The sequence below is a fragment of the Streptomyces sp. 3-6 genome (assembly GCF_056323165.1).
Map to the genome: position 1 here is coordinate 152,093 of NZ_JBWHZP010000006.1, position 14,493 is coordinate 166,585.

The window sequence follows — 14,493 nt, forward strand, 5'->3', positions numbered from 1 at the left end:
CCGGAGGAACGACCGCCATGAACGAGCAGACGCCGCAGAACGAGGACTTCCCGACCGACGTCACCGAGCTGGAGATGCAGGAACTCGAGGCCCTGGAATCACCGGGCTTCTGGACCGGCGTCTCGATCGGGACCGCCGTCAGCGTCTCGGTCGTGGTCGCGACCTGACCGCCGCACGAGCCGAGCGATCCCACGGCCTCGACCGCCCCCGGCGACCCGGGGGACGAAGACCGGCCACGGGTCCTGCCCCGGCCCCGCTTCCGGCAAAGGAATGAGCTGGGCCGAGGCAGGTCCCCCACCGTATCCGATCCGACGAACCCGACACAGAGCACGCGACGACGTGGTCAGGAGCCCGCTGTGACTACCGCTGTGAGGACCGACACCGCCGCTTCCGGCGGCGACCGGCACGGCACCCGGCGGCCGGCGAAGGTCCGTAAGGGGGCCGTCCGGCCCGAGTTCATCCCGCCGGCACCGCCGCTGCGCGGCATCGGCCGGCTGGCCGACTGGCTGCGCCGGGACGGCGCACCGACCGTCACCGTCATCGCGGACCCCGCGGTCGCCGGACAGCCCGTGACCACCCGGGTGCTGGCCCAGGTGCGGGCCGCCGACCGTACACCGCGCCTGACCGTCCTGGACGGCACCACCGGGCTCGACGACGTCGCCGAGGCGGCGGCCGGGCTCGACCCCGACGGGATCGTCGTCGCCGTCGGGGGCGGCACCACCCTGGACTTCGCCAAACTGGCCGCGCTGTCCGCCCGTCACCCCCACTTCCACCGCTACCTCACCGCCCCGCAGCGCAGCGGCTTCCTGGTCCTGCCGCCGGCCCTCGGACCGCACGTCCGGGTCCTGGCGGTGCCCACCACCCTGGGCACGGGCAGCGAACTGGGCACGGTCGCCTGCTTCTCCCGCGACGGCGGCAAGTTCCTCGCCACCGGCTCCTGCCTGCGGCCCGTGGCCGCCCTGTGGGCACCGGAGGCCACGGACACCCTGCCGCCCGCCCTCATCGCCGACGGCGTCCTGGAGGCGCTGTTCCGCACGGTCAGCCCGTACACCGGGGACGCCACCGAACTGCCCGAGCAGGACGCCGCCGTGGAGGCGCTCGCCCGCAGGATCGTCACCGCCGGCTACGAGGTCGCCGCCCTGCGGGACCGGAACCTGCCGGTGCCGGCGGAACTGCGCCTGCGGATCGCCGAGTCCAGCGGCGAGAGCCAGATCGGACGGATCAACATCGGCCGCAGCCCCTACGCCGTGAAGTGCTGGGCGATGGCCAACGAACTGTCCACCACCCTGGACCTCGCCAAGATGCGCACGGTCGCCGCCCTGTGGCCGGTGCTGTGGCGGCACACCCTCGACGGGGACACCCGGCTGGGCAGCCCCGCCCGGATCACCCGGCTGTGGAGGGTGCTGCGCGCGGCGGCCCCCGCGTTGCCCGACGACCCCGCCGACGGGCTGCTGCGGCTGATGAGCGACTGGCGCGTCGACCGGTCCGTGCACGCCGATCCGGGCCAACTGGCCCACGCCACCACGCGCATCATGCGCGGCTGGGGCGCCGGCCTTCCCATCCTCGACGAGTTGAGCGCCGCGGATGTGCGCGCGCTCCTCGGCGAGGCCACCGAGCCGGCCTCGGGCGGATCCCCCGCCGCCCGGGGCTCACACGACCACCACGGAGCCCGGCCGCAGGCCGGCCGCCCGTGGGGGATCCACCGAACCGTCCCGGATCCGCCGGGACCCGACAGAAGGAGTACGTCATGAGCGACCACACCATCGTCGAGACCGAGCTGCAGGACCTGGCCGTCTCCGAGCTGGAGATGCAGGAGCTGGAGACGCTGGAGGCCCCGGGCTGGGCGACCTCCGCGGGCGTCAGCGTCGGCATCTCGCTGGTCTCCGTCGCCTGGAGCCTCACCTGACCCACCGCCGGCCGCGCCTGTGCGGAACGGCAGTGCACCGCCAGAACCTCACCCGACCGTCAACGATCCGAGGGAGTACGTCATGAGCGACCACACCATCGTCGAGACCGAGCTGCAGGACCTGGCCGTCTCCGAGCTGGAGATGCAGGAGCTGGAGACGCTGGAGGCCCCGGGCTGGGCGACCTCCGCGGGCGTCAGCGTCGGCATCTCGCTGGTCTCCGTCGCCTGGAGCCTCACCTGACCCACCGCGTACGACCCCAACTGTCCGATCCGCTGGGTGTTTCACGTGAAACATCCGCTTCCGGTGAGAAGGGCTCACCGGCTCACACGAGAGGAATTCGTCATGGCTGAGATCAAGAACGACGCGCCGGTCGCCGCTGCCACCGCCGAGAACGTGGAGCTGGAGATGCAGGAGCTGGAGGCGCTGGAGGCGCCCGGTTTCTGGACCGGTGTCTCCATCGGGGCCACGGTCTCCTCGGCCGTCGCCACCTCGATCGCCCTCACCTGATCCACCGCGTACGACCCCAACTGTCCGATCCGCTGGGTGTTTCACGTGAAACATCCGCTTCCGGTGAGAAGGGCTCACCGGTCCATACGAGAGGAATTCGTCATGGCTGAGATCAAGAACGACGCGCCGGTCGCCGCTGCCACCGCCGAGAACGTGGAGCTGGAGATGCAGGAGCTGGAGGCGCTGGAGGCGCCCGGTTTCTGGACCGGTGTCTCCATCGGGGCCACGGTCTCCTCGGCCGTCGCCACCTCGATCGCCCTCACCTGATCGCGGCCCGCGACGAGGGACGCGACCCCCGGTGAGTAGCCCTCACTAGGTCTTCGGCACCACCGCAGATCCTGCCTCGGCCCTGCTTCCGGCAAAGGAATGAGCTGGGCCGAGGCGGGAGGCGCCCCACCCACCGACCGAACCCCACCGCGTAAGGACACCATCGTGAGCGCCACCACCGCGTCACCCGCTGCGTCCGCCGCGCACACGCAGCGGCCGAACCGCGCACCGGGCACCGAGATCCACCCGCCCATGGGCGACGGCGGCACGTGGGTGCTGCAGCGTGGCCCGCGCTACATCCGCGTCAGCCCCGATGTCGCCGCGCTCGCCGGGCACTTCGACGGCCGGCGCGACCACGGGGAACTGGCCCGTCTGATGGGCGGCACCTGGAACGCCGAGATGGTCGGCTTCGCCGTCCGGCGCCTGGACGACCTCCAGTTGATCGACAACGGCGAGATGCGGGCCCCCCGCCGCGAGGGCCGCTTCAAGATGGTCCCGCCGTTCACGTTCCAGTTCACGCTGCTGCGTCCGGGCCGGACGATGCAGTCCCTCCAGCCGCTCTTCGCCCGCCTGGGCAACCGGTACCTCGTCGGTACCGCCCTGCTGATCGCCCTGACCGGCCTGCTCGCACTCGCCGTCCAGAGCGCCTACGTCACGACGTCGCTGTCGGGCCCGCTGTCACCGCTCACCTACCTCGGCATCCTCGCCGGACTCGTCATCGGCACCTCGATCCACGAACTGGGCCACGCCGCCACCCTCATCCGCTACGGCGGCAAGCCGTCCCGGATCGGGATCATGCTCTTCTACCTGATGCCGGCGTTCTTCTGCGACGTCTCCGACGCCTGGCGTCTGCCGCAGCGCCGCCAGCGGGTCCACGTCGCCCTCGCCGGGCCCGCCGTCCAGACCTTCCTCGCCGGTGCCGCGGCACTCGCCGCCTGGCCGATGGCCGACTCCGGGGCCAAGACCGCCCTGGTGTTCTTCGCCCTCGGCAGCTACATCACCGGCCTGCTGAACCTGCTGCCCTTCATCAAGCTGGACGGCTACATCGCGCTGATGAGCCACGTGGACGTCCCGTACCTGCGCGACCGGGCCATCACCGACGCCCGCCGCCTCATCGCCCGGCTGCTGTTCGGCGGTACCTACGAGCGCGAACTGAAGCACCGCTGGACCACCGCCTACGGGCTGGCCTGCATGGTCTTCCCGCTCTACCTGCTGTCGACCGCGCTCCAGCTCTGGATCGACCTGCTGCGCCGGGGAGGCGTCATCGGCATCTGCCTGGCGGCCTGCGGGGTCTCCTACGGGCTGTACTTCCTGGGCCGCGGGGTGCGCCGGCTGGCGGCGGAGGTCCGCGCCTCCGGTGCCCGACGGCCCCGGATCGCCCTGGTCTCCACCGCTGTGGCCGCCGCCGCGGGGGCCCTGATGCTCCTGCCCGTCCCGCACACCGTCTCGGCGGCCTACGTCAGCCGGCCCGGGGGCGGCGTGGACCTCGTCCTGCTCGACGGAGCCGACACCGACCGCATCGCGCCCGGACAGAAGGTCACGCTCACCACCAACGGCCCCGTGCTGAACCCCACCACCGGCACCGCGACCGTCGGCGACGCCCCGGCGGGGACGGTCGAGGCACCTCTGGACTCCTTCTTCCCCCTCGACCTGGGCGGCGCCCTGACGATGCCGGTCACCCGCTACCGGCTCGACCCGGACGGGGCACCGGACGAGCCCACCGGGGCGGCCCGGGTGGACACCGGCCGGCTGCCCCTGTGGGAGGTCGGCTACCGCACCTACATCAGCCCCTTCCTCCCGTCCTGATCCACACCCCGCCCCTTCCGCGCGGCCACCGCCGCCCACCCACCGAACCCACGGTCAGGAGACGTCTCGTGCTCGACTTCCGCTTCCTCGACTTCTGCCGCGAGGACTCCCTCTTCTACGACGCGCCCGATCACGACGGGGCCACGGACCAGGACTTCCACGCGGGCCGCGTCCCCGGGACCGGCTGGACGGTGACCCGCGGCAGAGAATGGACGTTCTGCACGCCACCGGATCTCGACGTCCCCGACCAGGGCTGGAAGATCCACGTGTCGGCCTCGCCGGACAACGCCGCCGAACTCCTCGACCGGGTCGTCCCGTACTGCGTCGAGCACGGGCTGATGTACAAGTACATCTCCAACCGGGAGATCCTCGGCCGGCGCGGCAGCAAGTACGGCGACCGCAGCGCCAGCGGCAAGTTCATCACCATCTACCCGCCCACCGAGGAGATCCTCGAACGCACCCTGCGCGAGCTGGACGAACTCGTCGGCGGCACCCCCGCCCCGTACATCCTGAGCGACCTGCGCTGGAACGAGGGCCCGCTGTTCGTGCGCTACGGCGGCTTCGTGCTGAAGATGGCCCGCGCCGAGAACGGCGCCCTGGTCCCCGGCATCCGCAACCCCCAGGGCGAGATGGTGCCCGACGTGCGCCGCCCCGCGTTCCGCCCGCCGGAGTGGGTCACCCTGCCGCCGTTCCTCGCCGAGGCCCACGCCCGGCGCAAGGAAGGCACCCTGAAGAACTTCCCGTTCCGCGTCTACAAGGCCCTGCACTTCTCCAACGGCGGCGGCGTCTACCGCGCCGTCGACCACCGGACCGGCGCCGAGGTGCTGCTGAAGGAGGCCCGCCCGCTGGCCGGCCTGGACGCCAGCGGGGCCGACGCGATCACCCGCATGGAACGCGAGCACTGGGCGCTCACCACGCTGGCCGGGCTGCCCACCGTGCCCGCGCTGGTCGACTACCGCGACGGACACGAGCACCGCTTCCTGGCCCGCGAGTTCGTCGAGGGCGAGGCACTGATCGACGTGCTGCGCCGCCGCCACCCCTTCACCTCCGGCCAGGACTCGCCCGAGGTCCGCGCCTCCTACACCGCCTGGGCGCTCGACATCCTCGACCAGGTCGCCCGCGGCGTCGCCGACATGCACGGCCGGGGCGTGGTCTTCGGCGACCTGCACCCGGGCAACATCATGGTGAAGGCCGACAACACCGTCGCGTTCATCGACATGGAGACCTGCACCCCGGTCGAGGCCGGCTACCAGCAGGCGATGGGCGCCCTCGGCTTCCACGCCCCGCACCACCTCACCGGCCCCGCGGTCGACCTGTTCGCCCTGAACGTGCTGCGGCTGACGATGTTCATGCCGCTGCCGCAGGTGGTGCCGTGGGGAGTGGCCAAGGTGCGCACCCTCCTCGACGCGGCCACCGCCCACTTCGACCTGCCCGAGTCGCTGACCCGGGCCATCGCCGACGGACTCGGCCCCGAGGTCCTCACCGGCGACCGCGACTTCCGGGCGGACTGGCCGGCGACTCCCGGGCCCGCGCTGCGCGAGGCGATCGCCCGGTCCATCGTCGAGGCGGCCTCGCCGGAGCGCGACGACCGCCTCTACCCGGGTGACGCCATGCAGTTCCTCATCCCGGACGGCGGCACGACCTTCGCGTACGGCGCCGCGGGCGTGCTGTGGGCCCTGTCCCGGACCGGTCACCGGCCGCCGGCCGAGCACGTGCAGTGGCTCGCCGACCACGCCCGGGACGCCGAGACCGACGGCCCCGGCTTCTACACCGGGCTGGCCGGACTCGCGTACACCCTCGACCACCTCGGCCGCCGCGACGAGGCGGACGCGGTGATGCGCCGCGCCTTCGCCACCCCGGTGGCCAACGTCAGCGACTCCCTGTGCAACGGCTGGTCGGGCCTCGGTCTCGTCGCCCTGCACCTCGCGGAGCGACGCGGCGACAACGGGTACCTGGACATGGCCCGCACCCTCGCCGGCCGGCTGGGCGGCCCCGAGAGCGCCCCGGCGGGCCCCAAGCGGGTCGGCCTGGTCCACGGGCGCACCGGCCACGCGCTGTTCCTGCTGCGGCTGTTCGAGCGCACCGGCGACGTGCGTCACCTGGACGCCGCCGAGGCGGAGCTGCTGGCCGACCTGGAGACCATCGACCTGGACCAGGAGGACAGCCGGCTGCGGCTCGGGCCCGGACTGATCGGCAGCGCCGGACTCGCCCTGGTGATCCGGGCGTTCCAGCGCCACCGCCCGAGCCCCCGCCTGGCCGCGGCCCGGGCCCGGCTGCTGGAGACCGTGCACACCCACTTCGCCATATCCTGCGGCCTGTTCACCGGCCGCGCGGGCGCCCTGTTCGCGCTGACCGGCGAGGACCGCGACCCGGCCCTGGCCCGTACCCACCTCGACGCGCTCGGCTGGGAGGCCATGGCGGCCGAGCCCGGCCGGGTGGACTTCCTGGGCGACCACGGCTACCGGCTCTCCACCGACCTGGCGACCGGCTCGGCCGGTGTCCTGCTGGCCCTGGCCGCGCTGGACGACGACGGCACCACCGCCCTTCCCTTCCTGGGCGGCGCCCCGGTCCCCGCCTACGTGGAGGCGGCCTGATGATCGACGTACCGCGCACCCTTTCCCCGTCCGCCGGCATCGCCACCCGCTACTCGCTGGTGCCGCCGCGGGGCGGCAACCCGCTGTGGAGCAGCGCCGTCGCGCTGGCCCCCGTGGCCGGCGCGGACCCGGCCGAGGTCCCGCTGTCCGCGCTGGTCGCGGGCGCCAACGGGCACTCCCGCGCCGACGCGCTGCTGCGCGGCGCCGGTGAGGCCGTCGAACGCCGGGCGTTGCACCCCGACGGCCGGCTGGGCACGGTCCGCGGCACCGCCGCCGCACTGGGCCGCCCGGCGCTCGCCGCCCACGACGCCCGCAACGCCCTGGCCCACCCGGACGCGGCCCGGGCCGAGCTCGACTGGTACCCGGCGACGCGGCTGAGCGACACGGCCACCGTCCTTGTCCCGGCCCCGCTCGTCGACTGGCCGGCCACCGCGCCGGGCGCCCTGTTCGATCCGGGGCCGTCCGGGGCGGCCTCCGGCGGCACCGCCGACATGGCCCTGCGGTCCGCCCTGGTCGAGATCGTCGAACGGGACGCGTTCACCACGGCCTGGGGGCGCCAACTGCGGCTGCCCTGCTGGACGGACCCGTTCGCGGCCGTCGCGGGAACGCCGGACCGGCCCACCGGCGAGGCGCTCGGCACCCTGTGGCGGCGCGCGGTCGACGAGGGAGTGCGGACGGTGTTCGCCCACATCCCCACCGCCGTCGACGGCCTGTCGTGCGTGGTGGCCTGCCTGCTCGAACCGGAGCGTCCCGGCGCCCTGGTGACCGTGGGCATGAAGGCGTCGGACCGGGCCCACGACGCCCTGCTCGGCGCCCTCCAGGAGGCCTGGCAGGTCCGGGCGGCCCTGGAGACCACCCTGCTGGACGGCCCGGTCGCCGACGTGCCGGACCCGCTGGTCACCGAGCACGACCGGATCCGCTACATGCTCACCGCGCGGGCCCGCCGCGCCGTGCGGGACTGGGCCGACGGCTTCGTGCCCGCCACGGCGCCCCTGCGGTCGTCGGCGGTGACCACCGGGGCGATCACCGCCGCGCTGCTCGCCGACGGCGCCGACCCGCACGTCGTCGACCTCACGCCCCGGCTGCCGGACACCGTGGCCGCGATGGGCTGGCACGCGGTGAAGGTCGTCCCGGCCGGCTACCAGCACCTGCGGATGGACGAGACCCACGCGTGGAGCTGGAACCGCTCCCGGCTGGCCTCCGCGCCCGAGCGCACCGGCTGCCCGGCGCGCCTCACCGACCACCGGGCCGCGGCCCCCCACCCCCTGCCCTGACCAGGCGGCCCGCCCGGGCCCGCCCGACCCCCGAAACGGGAGGACACCGAACGATGCTGGAACTGGACAACGTCGTACGTCGCTTCGGCGACCACTGCGCGGTCGACCAGGTGTCGTTCCGCGTCGACGACGGCCGGATGACCGGCTTCGTCGGCGGGAACGGCGCGGGGAAGACCACCACGATGCGCATGATCATGGGCGTGCTGGCGCTCAACGGCGGCGAGATCCGCTGGAACGGCGCCCCGGTCACCGCCGACGACCGCCGCGGCTTCGGCTACATGCCGGAGGAACGCGGCCTCTACCCGAAGCAGACCGTGCTCAGCCAGCTGGTCTACCTGGGCCGGCTGCGCGGCCTGAGCGCCCGCGCCGCCCAGGACTCGGCCTCCGGGCTGCTCGACCGGCTCGACCTGGGCGGCAAGCGGGACGCCCGCCTGGAGTCGCTGTCCCTGGGCAACCAGCAGCGCGTGCAGATCGCCGCCGCGCTGATCGGCGAACCGCACCTGCTGGTCCTCGACGAGCCCTTCTCCGGCCTCGACCCGCACGCGGTGGACTCCATGGCCGAGCTGCTGCGCGAGCACACCGCCCGCGGCGTGCCGGTCCTGTTCTCCTCCCACCAGCTGGAGCTCGTCGAGCGGCTCTGCGACGACCTCGTCATCCAGTCCGCGGGGCGGGTCCTCGCCCGGGGCACCGCGAGCGACCTGCGCCGCCGGGGCCGGGTGCGCCACCGCCTGGTGACCGCCGGGTCCACCGGCTGGCTGCACGAGGTCGACGGCGTCGACGTCATCGAGCGGAGCGAGGGAACCGCACTGCTCGAACTCGCCACCGACGAGGTGGCCGACCGGCTCCTGGCGGAGGCACTGCGCCGGGGCCCGGTACGGGAGTTCGCCGAGATCGTCCCCAGTGTCGCCGACGTGTTCAGGGAGATGACGGCAGCATGACCACGCTCACCACCGAGACCGCAGCGCGCACCGCGGAGAACGTGACCGGCACGGACACCGAGCCGGCGGGCGCCCCCACCGGAGCCGCACCCGCACCGGCCGGGCAGCGCACGGCGCCGGCGAAGCGGCGGGCCTCCGCCTGGCCGATCGTCGCCGCGCGGGAGATCGCGGTGAAGATCCGCGACCGGGGCTTCCTGCTCTCCACCGTCGCCACACTGGCCGTCATCCTCGGCGCGGTCGGCCTGCAGGTCTACCTCGCCTCCACGGTCGGCAGGATCACGGTCGCGGCCGTCTCCACCGAGGCCGACCAACTGGTGCGGCATGCGGAGGCGCTGGCCGACCGGGCCGATCAGGACATCGAGATCAGCGTGCGCGCGGAGTCCTCCCCGGACGCGGTGCGCGACGCGGTCCGCTCGGGCGACGTGGACGCCGGGCTGCTGAGGACGCCGGAGGGCTGGACGCTGCTCGGCGACACCGGCAGCGACTCCACCGCCGCCACCTGGATCGGCGCCGCCGTGCAGACGGCCGCCCTGGAGGCCAACGCCGCCGCCGCGGGCACCGACATGGCGACCCTCGCCGAGGGTGCCGCGCTGCGGCACACGCTGCTCTCGCCCGACGAGACGCCCGAGACCGTGGTGCGGATGGCCACGTACTTCTTCGGCTTCCTGTTCTACCTCGCGGCGGTGCTGCTGGGCGTCTCGCTGGCCACCAGCATCGTGGAGGAGAAGCAGAACCGGATCGTCGAGATCATCGCCGGATCCATCCGTTTGCGGGACCTGCTGGTGGGCAAGATCGTCGGGAGTACGACGCTGGCCCTGGCCCAGATGGTGGCGTTCACGGCGGCCGCGGTGATCGGTCTGGTCGCCGCCGGTGAGAGCGGCACCCTGGGGCAGGTCACGACGGGTCTGGGCTGGTTCCTGGTCTACTACGTGGTCGGGATCGCCGTCCTGGCCTGCGTGTTCGCCGCCGCTGGAGCCATCGCCACCCGCACGGAGGACATCCAGTCCACCACGACCCCGGTGAACGCCCTGGTAGCCGTCGTCTTCGTGGCCGGCATCACGGCCACCGGGACGGCTCAGAGCGTCCTGTCCTTCGCCCCCCTGACCTCGACCATCACCATGCCGGCCCGGATCATCGCGGGCGACACCGCCTGGTGGGAGCCCGCGGCCTCGCTGCTCGTCTCGCTGGGGGCGGCGGCCCTGGTCGTCCTGGCCGCCGAGCGGGTCTACCGCAGGGCCCTGATGCAGACGGGCCGCAAGCTGTCCTTCCGTCAGGCCTTCACGCTCGACGACTGAACCGGAGCCGGGCGGCCCTCGCCCGGCCTGGCCGGAACCACCCCGGCGGACGCGGACGCGTCCCTACCATCCAGACGCCGGCCGGCGGCACTCAGCCGGACACCGGCGGAGCAGTTCCTTCCACCCGGTCCCACGGACCGGAACGACTCCCGAGGAGACATGTCATGAGCGACACCAACCGCCCCAACACCACCGTCCTCTACGCCGCCCTCATCGCCATCCTGTGCGGCGCCGAGGTGGCGGTCATCACCAGCGACATGGGCAACACGGTCCGGTACGGTCTTGGCGCCGTGCTGCTGCTGGCCCTGATCGCGTGCGTCTTCCAGCTGAGCCGCACCCGTCGCACGCGCTGACTCCACAGCACGGCGTTCGCCCCAGGCCGGGGCCGCCCCCGCCCCCCGAGCGGCCCCGGCCGGAACCATCCCCCTGGAGGCTTCCATGCCCATCGAGCACCCCGTCCGCATCAGCGGCCCGGACGGCGCCCCTCCGGAAACCGCGGCGATCCGCCTGATCGCCCTGCTGCCCACGGGGTGGAGGGCCACCCTCCACGACTGCCACGAGCGCACGGCGACGCTGACGCTCACCGTGCCGGACGGCGTCGAGCCCCCGGCGGTGGACGCAGCCCTCGACGACATCCTCGCCAACCCGGTCCTGCGGGGCTGGTCCAGAAGCTGACGGCGCGGCGGTGCGGCGCGCCCACCCCGCCGGGGCACAAACCGCGCGGGCGGTACGGCAAGGCCGCCGAGGAGCGTCACTTACTCGCCATGAACGCCCGCTGCCCCGCCACGAACGCCCGCTACCCCGTCACGAACGTCCGCTGCCCCGCCACGAACGTCCGCTGCCCCGCCACGAACGCCCACTACCCCGCCACGAACGTCCGGTACCAGGGCGCCGCCCCGGCGAACCCCCGGGAGAAGCCCGGGCCCGGTGAGCAGTCCACCTCCTGCCAGAAGGCATCGTCGTCGAACCAGTGGTCCACGGTGAGCATGCCGAGGTGATGCAGCGCCCGCGGGGAACCGGCGGCCCGCTCCAGGGCGGTGGGCACGTCCACGGCCCCCGTGCCGTCGTCCGCCGGCCGCCCCGGCGTCAAGGTGCCCACCGCGGCGAGGAGTTCCGGGACGGGGACCGGGGCGGGGTGGTTGACGTGGTGGACGCTGCCGGGGGCACAGGCACCGGACAGCGCCGCGGCCACCGCGGCCCGGCCCAGCGTCGCGACGTCGATCATGGACTGGCGGGCTTCGCAGCCGGTGAGCGTCGTGGCGGACACCGCCCGCAGCAGCCCCAGCAGGCTGGGCACCACCCAGCGGTCGCCCTCCCCGTACACCAGGTGCGGACGCAGGACCACCCCGCCCGCGTCGAGTACGTGCCGTTCGGCCGCCGCACGGCTGCGGCTGGTCGCGGAGACCGGGGCGAGCGGGGCCTCACCGGGCCGCACCCCGCGGAACGGCCCGCGGCCGTGGACCGCGGCGGTGCTGACGTACACGATCCGGCGCACGCCGCTGCGCACCGCCTCCGCCACCAGGGCCCGGGTACCGAGGTCGTTGACCGCCGCGACGGCGTCGGGGTCGCCGTCGACCCGCGTGGCGCAGTGGACGAGCACGTCGGCCGAGGCGCAACAGCCGTGCAGCGTGGCGGGGTCGGCGAGATCGCCGGGCACGTGCACGGCGTCGGGCGCCGGGGGCGCGGCGCGGCGCGACAGCAGGCGCAGGCGCACGTCCGGCCGCTCCCGGGCCGCCGCGGCGACCCGGCTGCCGATGAAGCCGGTCGCCCCGGTGAGCAGGAGGTTCACCGTCACGACGGGGCCTGGAGCGGGGCGGCGGGAGCGGTGCTGAGGGTGGCGGTGAAGACGTGCTCCCCGCCCTGCCGGCCGGTGACCCGGACCGTCGCCTCGTCCTCGGTCTTGTCGAGCACCTCGGCCTCTATCAGGCAGGGCGCGTCCAGTTCGGCGTAGCGGCTGAAGGCGACGGCCATGGCGGACGGCAGGAAGGGCCGCCGGTCCGAGGCGGCGGTCGCGGCCTGCCGTGCCGCCTCGAACAGCACCATGCCGGGCACGTGGTCGTTGGGCCGGGGGAAGAGGACGGGGTGGCCGGTGTGCACGCGCAGCCGCCAGCTGCCCGGGGGGCCGTCGGCGGGCGCCAGGACGACGTCGTCCTCGCGGCTGCGGCCGACCCGGGCGGGCGGTAGCGCGGGCAGCAGGGGTATCGGGGCGCCGACCGCGGCCAACTGGCGGGCGCGCAGGCGGCGGTAGGCGGCCGGTGAGGTACAGCCGGTGCTGCCGGTGCCGCGGGCCACGAGGCGTCCCGCGCGGCGGAACTCCATGGTGGTGCGCATGCTGTGCAGCCCCCGGCCGCGTCGGCGGATCTCGGAGCAGACCACGTCGACGGTGACGGGCTCGGCGGCGTCGGAGAGCAACAGCCCGGACGGGTCCGTCAGGACCTCCAGGTCACGCATGACGAAGTGGGTGTCCGCGGGGGCACCGAACTCGGCGTGGGCGAGGACCATGGACGTCTGCCGCAACGTTTCGCCGACGACCATCGGATCATGGTGGCGGTCGTCCACGGGGGCGAAGAAGACGTGCGCGGCGGGCCAGCGGGCGGTGACGCGGAAGCGGTCACCGGAGAGCCGGACCCATTCCACCGGGAAGACGTCCGACGGGCGTTGCCGGTGGGCGAGCCGGGGCGTGACCGGCGTGGGGCCGCCCGCGGATGCCGCCGCGTCCGTACCCTCCCGCGAGGGACCGGCCGGACCCTCCGCGGACGCGCTTAAGGCACCTGTACGCGGCATTCGGACCCCCGTGGGCGACGGCCTGCTTCCGGTCAACTTCGCACTAAGATACGGACGAGCCGGTTTTTTTCAAAGTGATCGGCGTCGCAGCCCGCCCCCCATCCCCGAAGATGTGCTCACGCGCCCGTACGACACGGCGGCCGCTGCGCGACCGCACCCGACCGCCGGGGCGACCGCGCGGAGCACGGGGCGGTCACGAGATGCACGTCAGATCAGGAGGCACCCGATGGCGCGACAGGAGCGCGCGATCCGCACGCGGCGGACGATCCTGGAGGCGGCCGCGGCCGTCTTCGACGAACGCGGCTACACCTCGGCGACCATCGGGGAGATCCTGGAACGCGCCGGGGTGACCAAGGGCGCGCTGTACTTCCACTTCGGGTCCAAGGAGGAGCTGGCGCTCGGCGTCTTCGAGGAACAGCTTGCGATGGCCCTCCCGCCGCAGGCCAGCAAGTTGCAGGAACTCGTCGACTCGGGGCTGGTCCTGGCCCTGCGGCTGCGCACCGAACCCCTGGTCCGGGCGAGTGTCGGGCTGGCGCTGGACCAGGGCGCGCTGGGGCTGGACCGCACCCCGGCGTTCCGCATGTGGATCGACCAGACCACCCGCACCCTGGCAGAGGCGAAGGCCGGGGGCGAACTGCTGCCGCACGTCGACGCCACGGAGACCGCCGAGTTGCTGGTGGCGAGCTTCTCGGGGGTGCAGCTGCTCTCCCAACTCCGTTGCCAGCGCCGGGACCTGGAGCACCGCGTGGTCGTACTGCTGCACCACCTGCTCCCCGGTATCGCGGTGCCCGCGGTGCTGGCCCGGCTCGACATCTCGGCCGAGCGCGCGGAACGCGTCTTCGCGCAGGGCCGCGCGGAGCCGATGGCGGAGGCGGGGTAGCGGCGCTTCCGGAGGCTGTGGGGGTGCTGTCGGGGGCGGTGAAGGGGGCGTCGGGTACCGGGGACGCTCGGGGCGTCGGGTCCGGAGACGCTCGGGGCGTCGGGTCCGGAGACGCACGGGGCGTCGGGTCCGGAGACGCACGGGGCGTCGCATCGGGAGACGCTCGGGGCCGGGACCGTTGCCACAGGCGTGCAGGTTTTCCCCAGGAGTGCGGGTTCTCCACAGGGCCGCAGGTTTTCCA

General features: G+C 73.8%; 16 protein-coding genes. 14 read left to right on the forward strand and 2 right to left on the reverse strand.

Annotation, left to right across the window (positions count from 1 at the left end):
- Positions 1-17 precede the first annotated feature (17 nt).
- The 13 genes from AC02VZ_RS11085 to AC02VZ_RS11145 all read left to right on the forward strand — a co-directional run bounded on the left by AC02VZ_RS11085 (position 18) and on the right by AC02VZ_RS11145 (position 11,263).
- On the forward strand, positions 18-167 hold the full coding sequence (locus AC02VZ_RS11085) for a daptide-type RiPP (protein WP_432058206.1): 150 nt from the start codon (positions 18-20) through the stop codon (positions 165-167).
- Between the two features lie 189 nt (positions 168-356).
- Positions 357-1,751 carry a daptide-type RiPP biosynthesis dehydogenase gene (mpaC, locus tag AC02VZ_RS11090; RefSeq protein ID WP_476475252.1) on the forward strand — a complete coding sequence of 465 codons (1,395 nt, stop codon included), beginning with the start codon at positions 357-359 and terminating at the stop codon, positions 1,749-1,751.
- Positions 1,748-1,906 carry a daptide-type RiPP gene (locus AC02VZ_RS11095; protein WP_432058208.1) on the forward strand — a complete coding sequence of 53 codons (159 nt, stop codon included), beginning with the start codon at positions 1,748-1,750 and terminating at the stop codon, positions 1,904-1,906. Before mpaC ends, AC02VZ_RS11095 begins: the two co-directional genes overlap by 4 nt.
- Positions 1,907-1,988: 82 nt before the next feature.
- Entirely contained in the window at positions 1,989-2,147 is a 159-nt protein-coding gene (locus AC02VZ_RS11100; RefSeq protein ID WP_432058208.1) for a daptide-type RiPP, read from the forward strand.
- A 102-nt stretch (positions 2,148-2,249) separates the two neighbouring features.
- The gene (locus tag AC02VZ_RS11105; RefSeq protein WP_203591786.1) at positions 2,250-2,414 is read left to right on the forward strand and encodes a daptide-type RiPP; all 165 of its coding nucleotides are present in this window, start codon (positions 2,250-2,252) and stop codon (positions 2,412-2,414) included.
- 102 nt (positions 2,415-2,516) lie between these two features.
- The gene (locus AC02VZ_RS11110) at positions 2,517-2,681 is read left to right on the forward strand and encodes a daptide-type RiPP (protein ID WP_203591786.1); all 165 of its coding nucleotides are present in this window, start codon (positions 2,517-2,519) and stop codon (positions 2,679-2,681) included.
- A gap of 165 nt (positions 2,682-2,846) precedes the next feature.
- Positions 2,847-4,487 (forward strand): daptide biosynthesis intramembrane metalloprotease, encoded by a 1,641-nt coding sequence (mpaP, locus tag AC02VZ_RS11115; protein ID WP_476475253.1) that lies wholly within the window; start codon positions 2,847-2,849, stop codon positions 4,485-4,487.
- 68 nt (positions 4,488-4,555) lie between these two features.
- Positions 4,556-7,081: a class III lanthionine synthetase LanKC gene (lanKC, locus tag AC02VZ_RS11120; RefSeq protein ID WP_476475254.1), complete on the forward strand. Its 2,526-nt coding sequence runs from the start codon at positions 4,556-4,558 to the stop codon at positions 7,079-7,081.
- A complete protein-coding gene (locus AC02VZ_RS11125; RefSeq protein ID WP_476475255.1) occupies positions 7,081-8,355 on the forward strand; it encodes a YcaO-like family protein in 1,275 nt (424 codons plus the stop codon). Before lanKC ends, AC02VZ_RS11125 begins: the two co-directional genes overlap by 1 nt.
- A gap of 53 nt (positions 8,356-8,408) precedes the next feature.
- Entirely contained in the window at positions 8,409-9,293 is an 885-nt protein-coding gene (locus tag AC02VZ_RS11130) for an ABC transporter ATP-binding protein (RefSeq protein WP_476475256.1), read from the forward strand.
- Positions 9,290-10,588: an ABC transporter permease gene (locus tag AC02VZ_RS11135; RefSeq protein ID WP_476475257.1), complete on the forward strand. Its 1,299-nt coding sequence runs from the start codon at positions 9,290-9,292 to the stop codon at positions 10,586-10,588. The genes AC02VZ_RS11130 and AC02VZ_RS11135 overlap by 4 nt, the downstream gene beginning before the upstream one ends.
- A gap of 164 nt (positions 10,589-10,752) precedes the next feature.
- Complete coding sequence (locus AC02VZ_RS11140; RefSeq protein ID WP_432058214.1) at positions 10,753-10,941, forward strand: hypothetical protein; 189 nt, start codon at positions 10,753-10,755, stop codon at positions 10,939-10,941.
- 85 nt (positions 10,942-11,026) lie between these two features.
- The gene (locus AC02VZ_RS11145) at positions 11,027-11,263 is read left to right on the forward strand and encodes a hypothetical protein (protein ID WP_362094134.1); all 237 of its coding nucleotides are present in this window, start codon (positions 11,027-11,029) and stop codon (positions 11,261-11,263) included.
- 184 nt (positions 11,264-11,447) lie between these two features.
- Here the strand turns inward: AC02VZ_RS11145 and AC02VZ_RS11150 are convergent, their stop codons facing one another.
- Positions 11,448-12,383 carry an NAD-dependent epimerase/dehydratase family protein gene (locus tag AC02VZ_RS11150; RefSeq protein WP_476475258.1) on the reverse strand — a complete coding sequence of 312 codons (936 nt, stop codon included), beginning with the start codon at positions 12,381-12,383 and terminating at the stop codon, positions 11,448-11,450.
- The gene (locus AC02VZ_RS11155; protein WP_476475259.1) at positions 12,380-13,372 is read right to left on the reverse strand and encodes a ScbA/BarX family gamma-butyrolactone biosynthesis protein; all 993 of its coding nucleotides are present in this window, start codon (positions 13,370-13,372) and stop codon (positions 12,380-12,382) included. Before AC02VZ_RS11155 ends, AC02VZ_RS11150 begins: the two co-directional genes overlap by 4 nt.
- Positions 13,373-13,598: 226 nt before the next feature.
- Here AC02VZ_RS11155 and AC02VZ_RS11160 point away from each other — a divergent pair, with 226 nt between their 5' ends.
- Entirely contained in the window at positions 13,599-14,252 is a 654-nt protein-coding gene (locus AC02VZ_RS11160) for a ScbR family autoregulator-binding transcription factor (RefSeq protein ID WP_362094142.1), read from the forward strand.
- Positions 14,253-14,493: the final 241 nt, after the last annotated feature.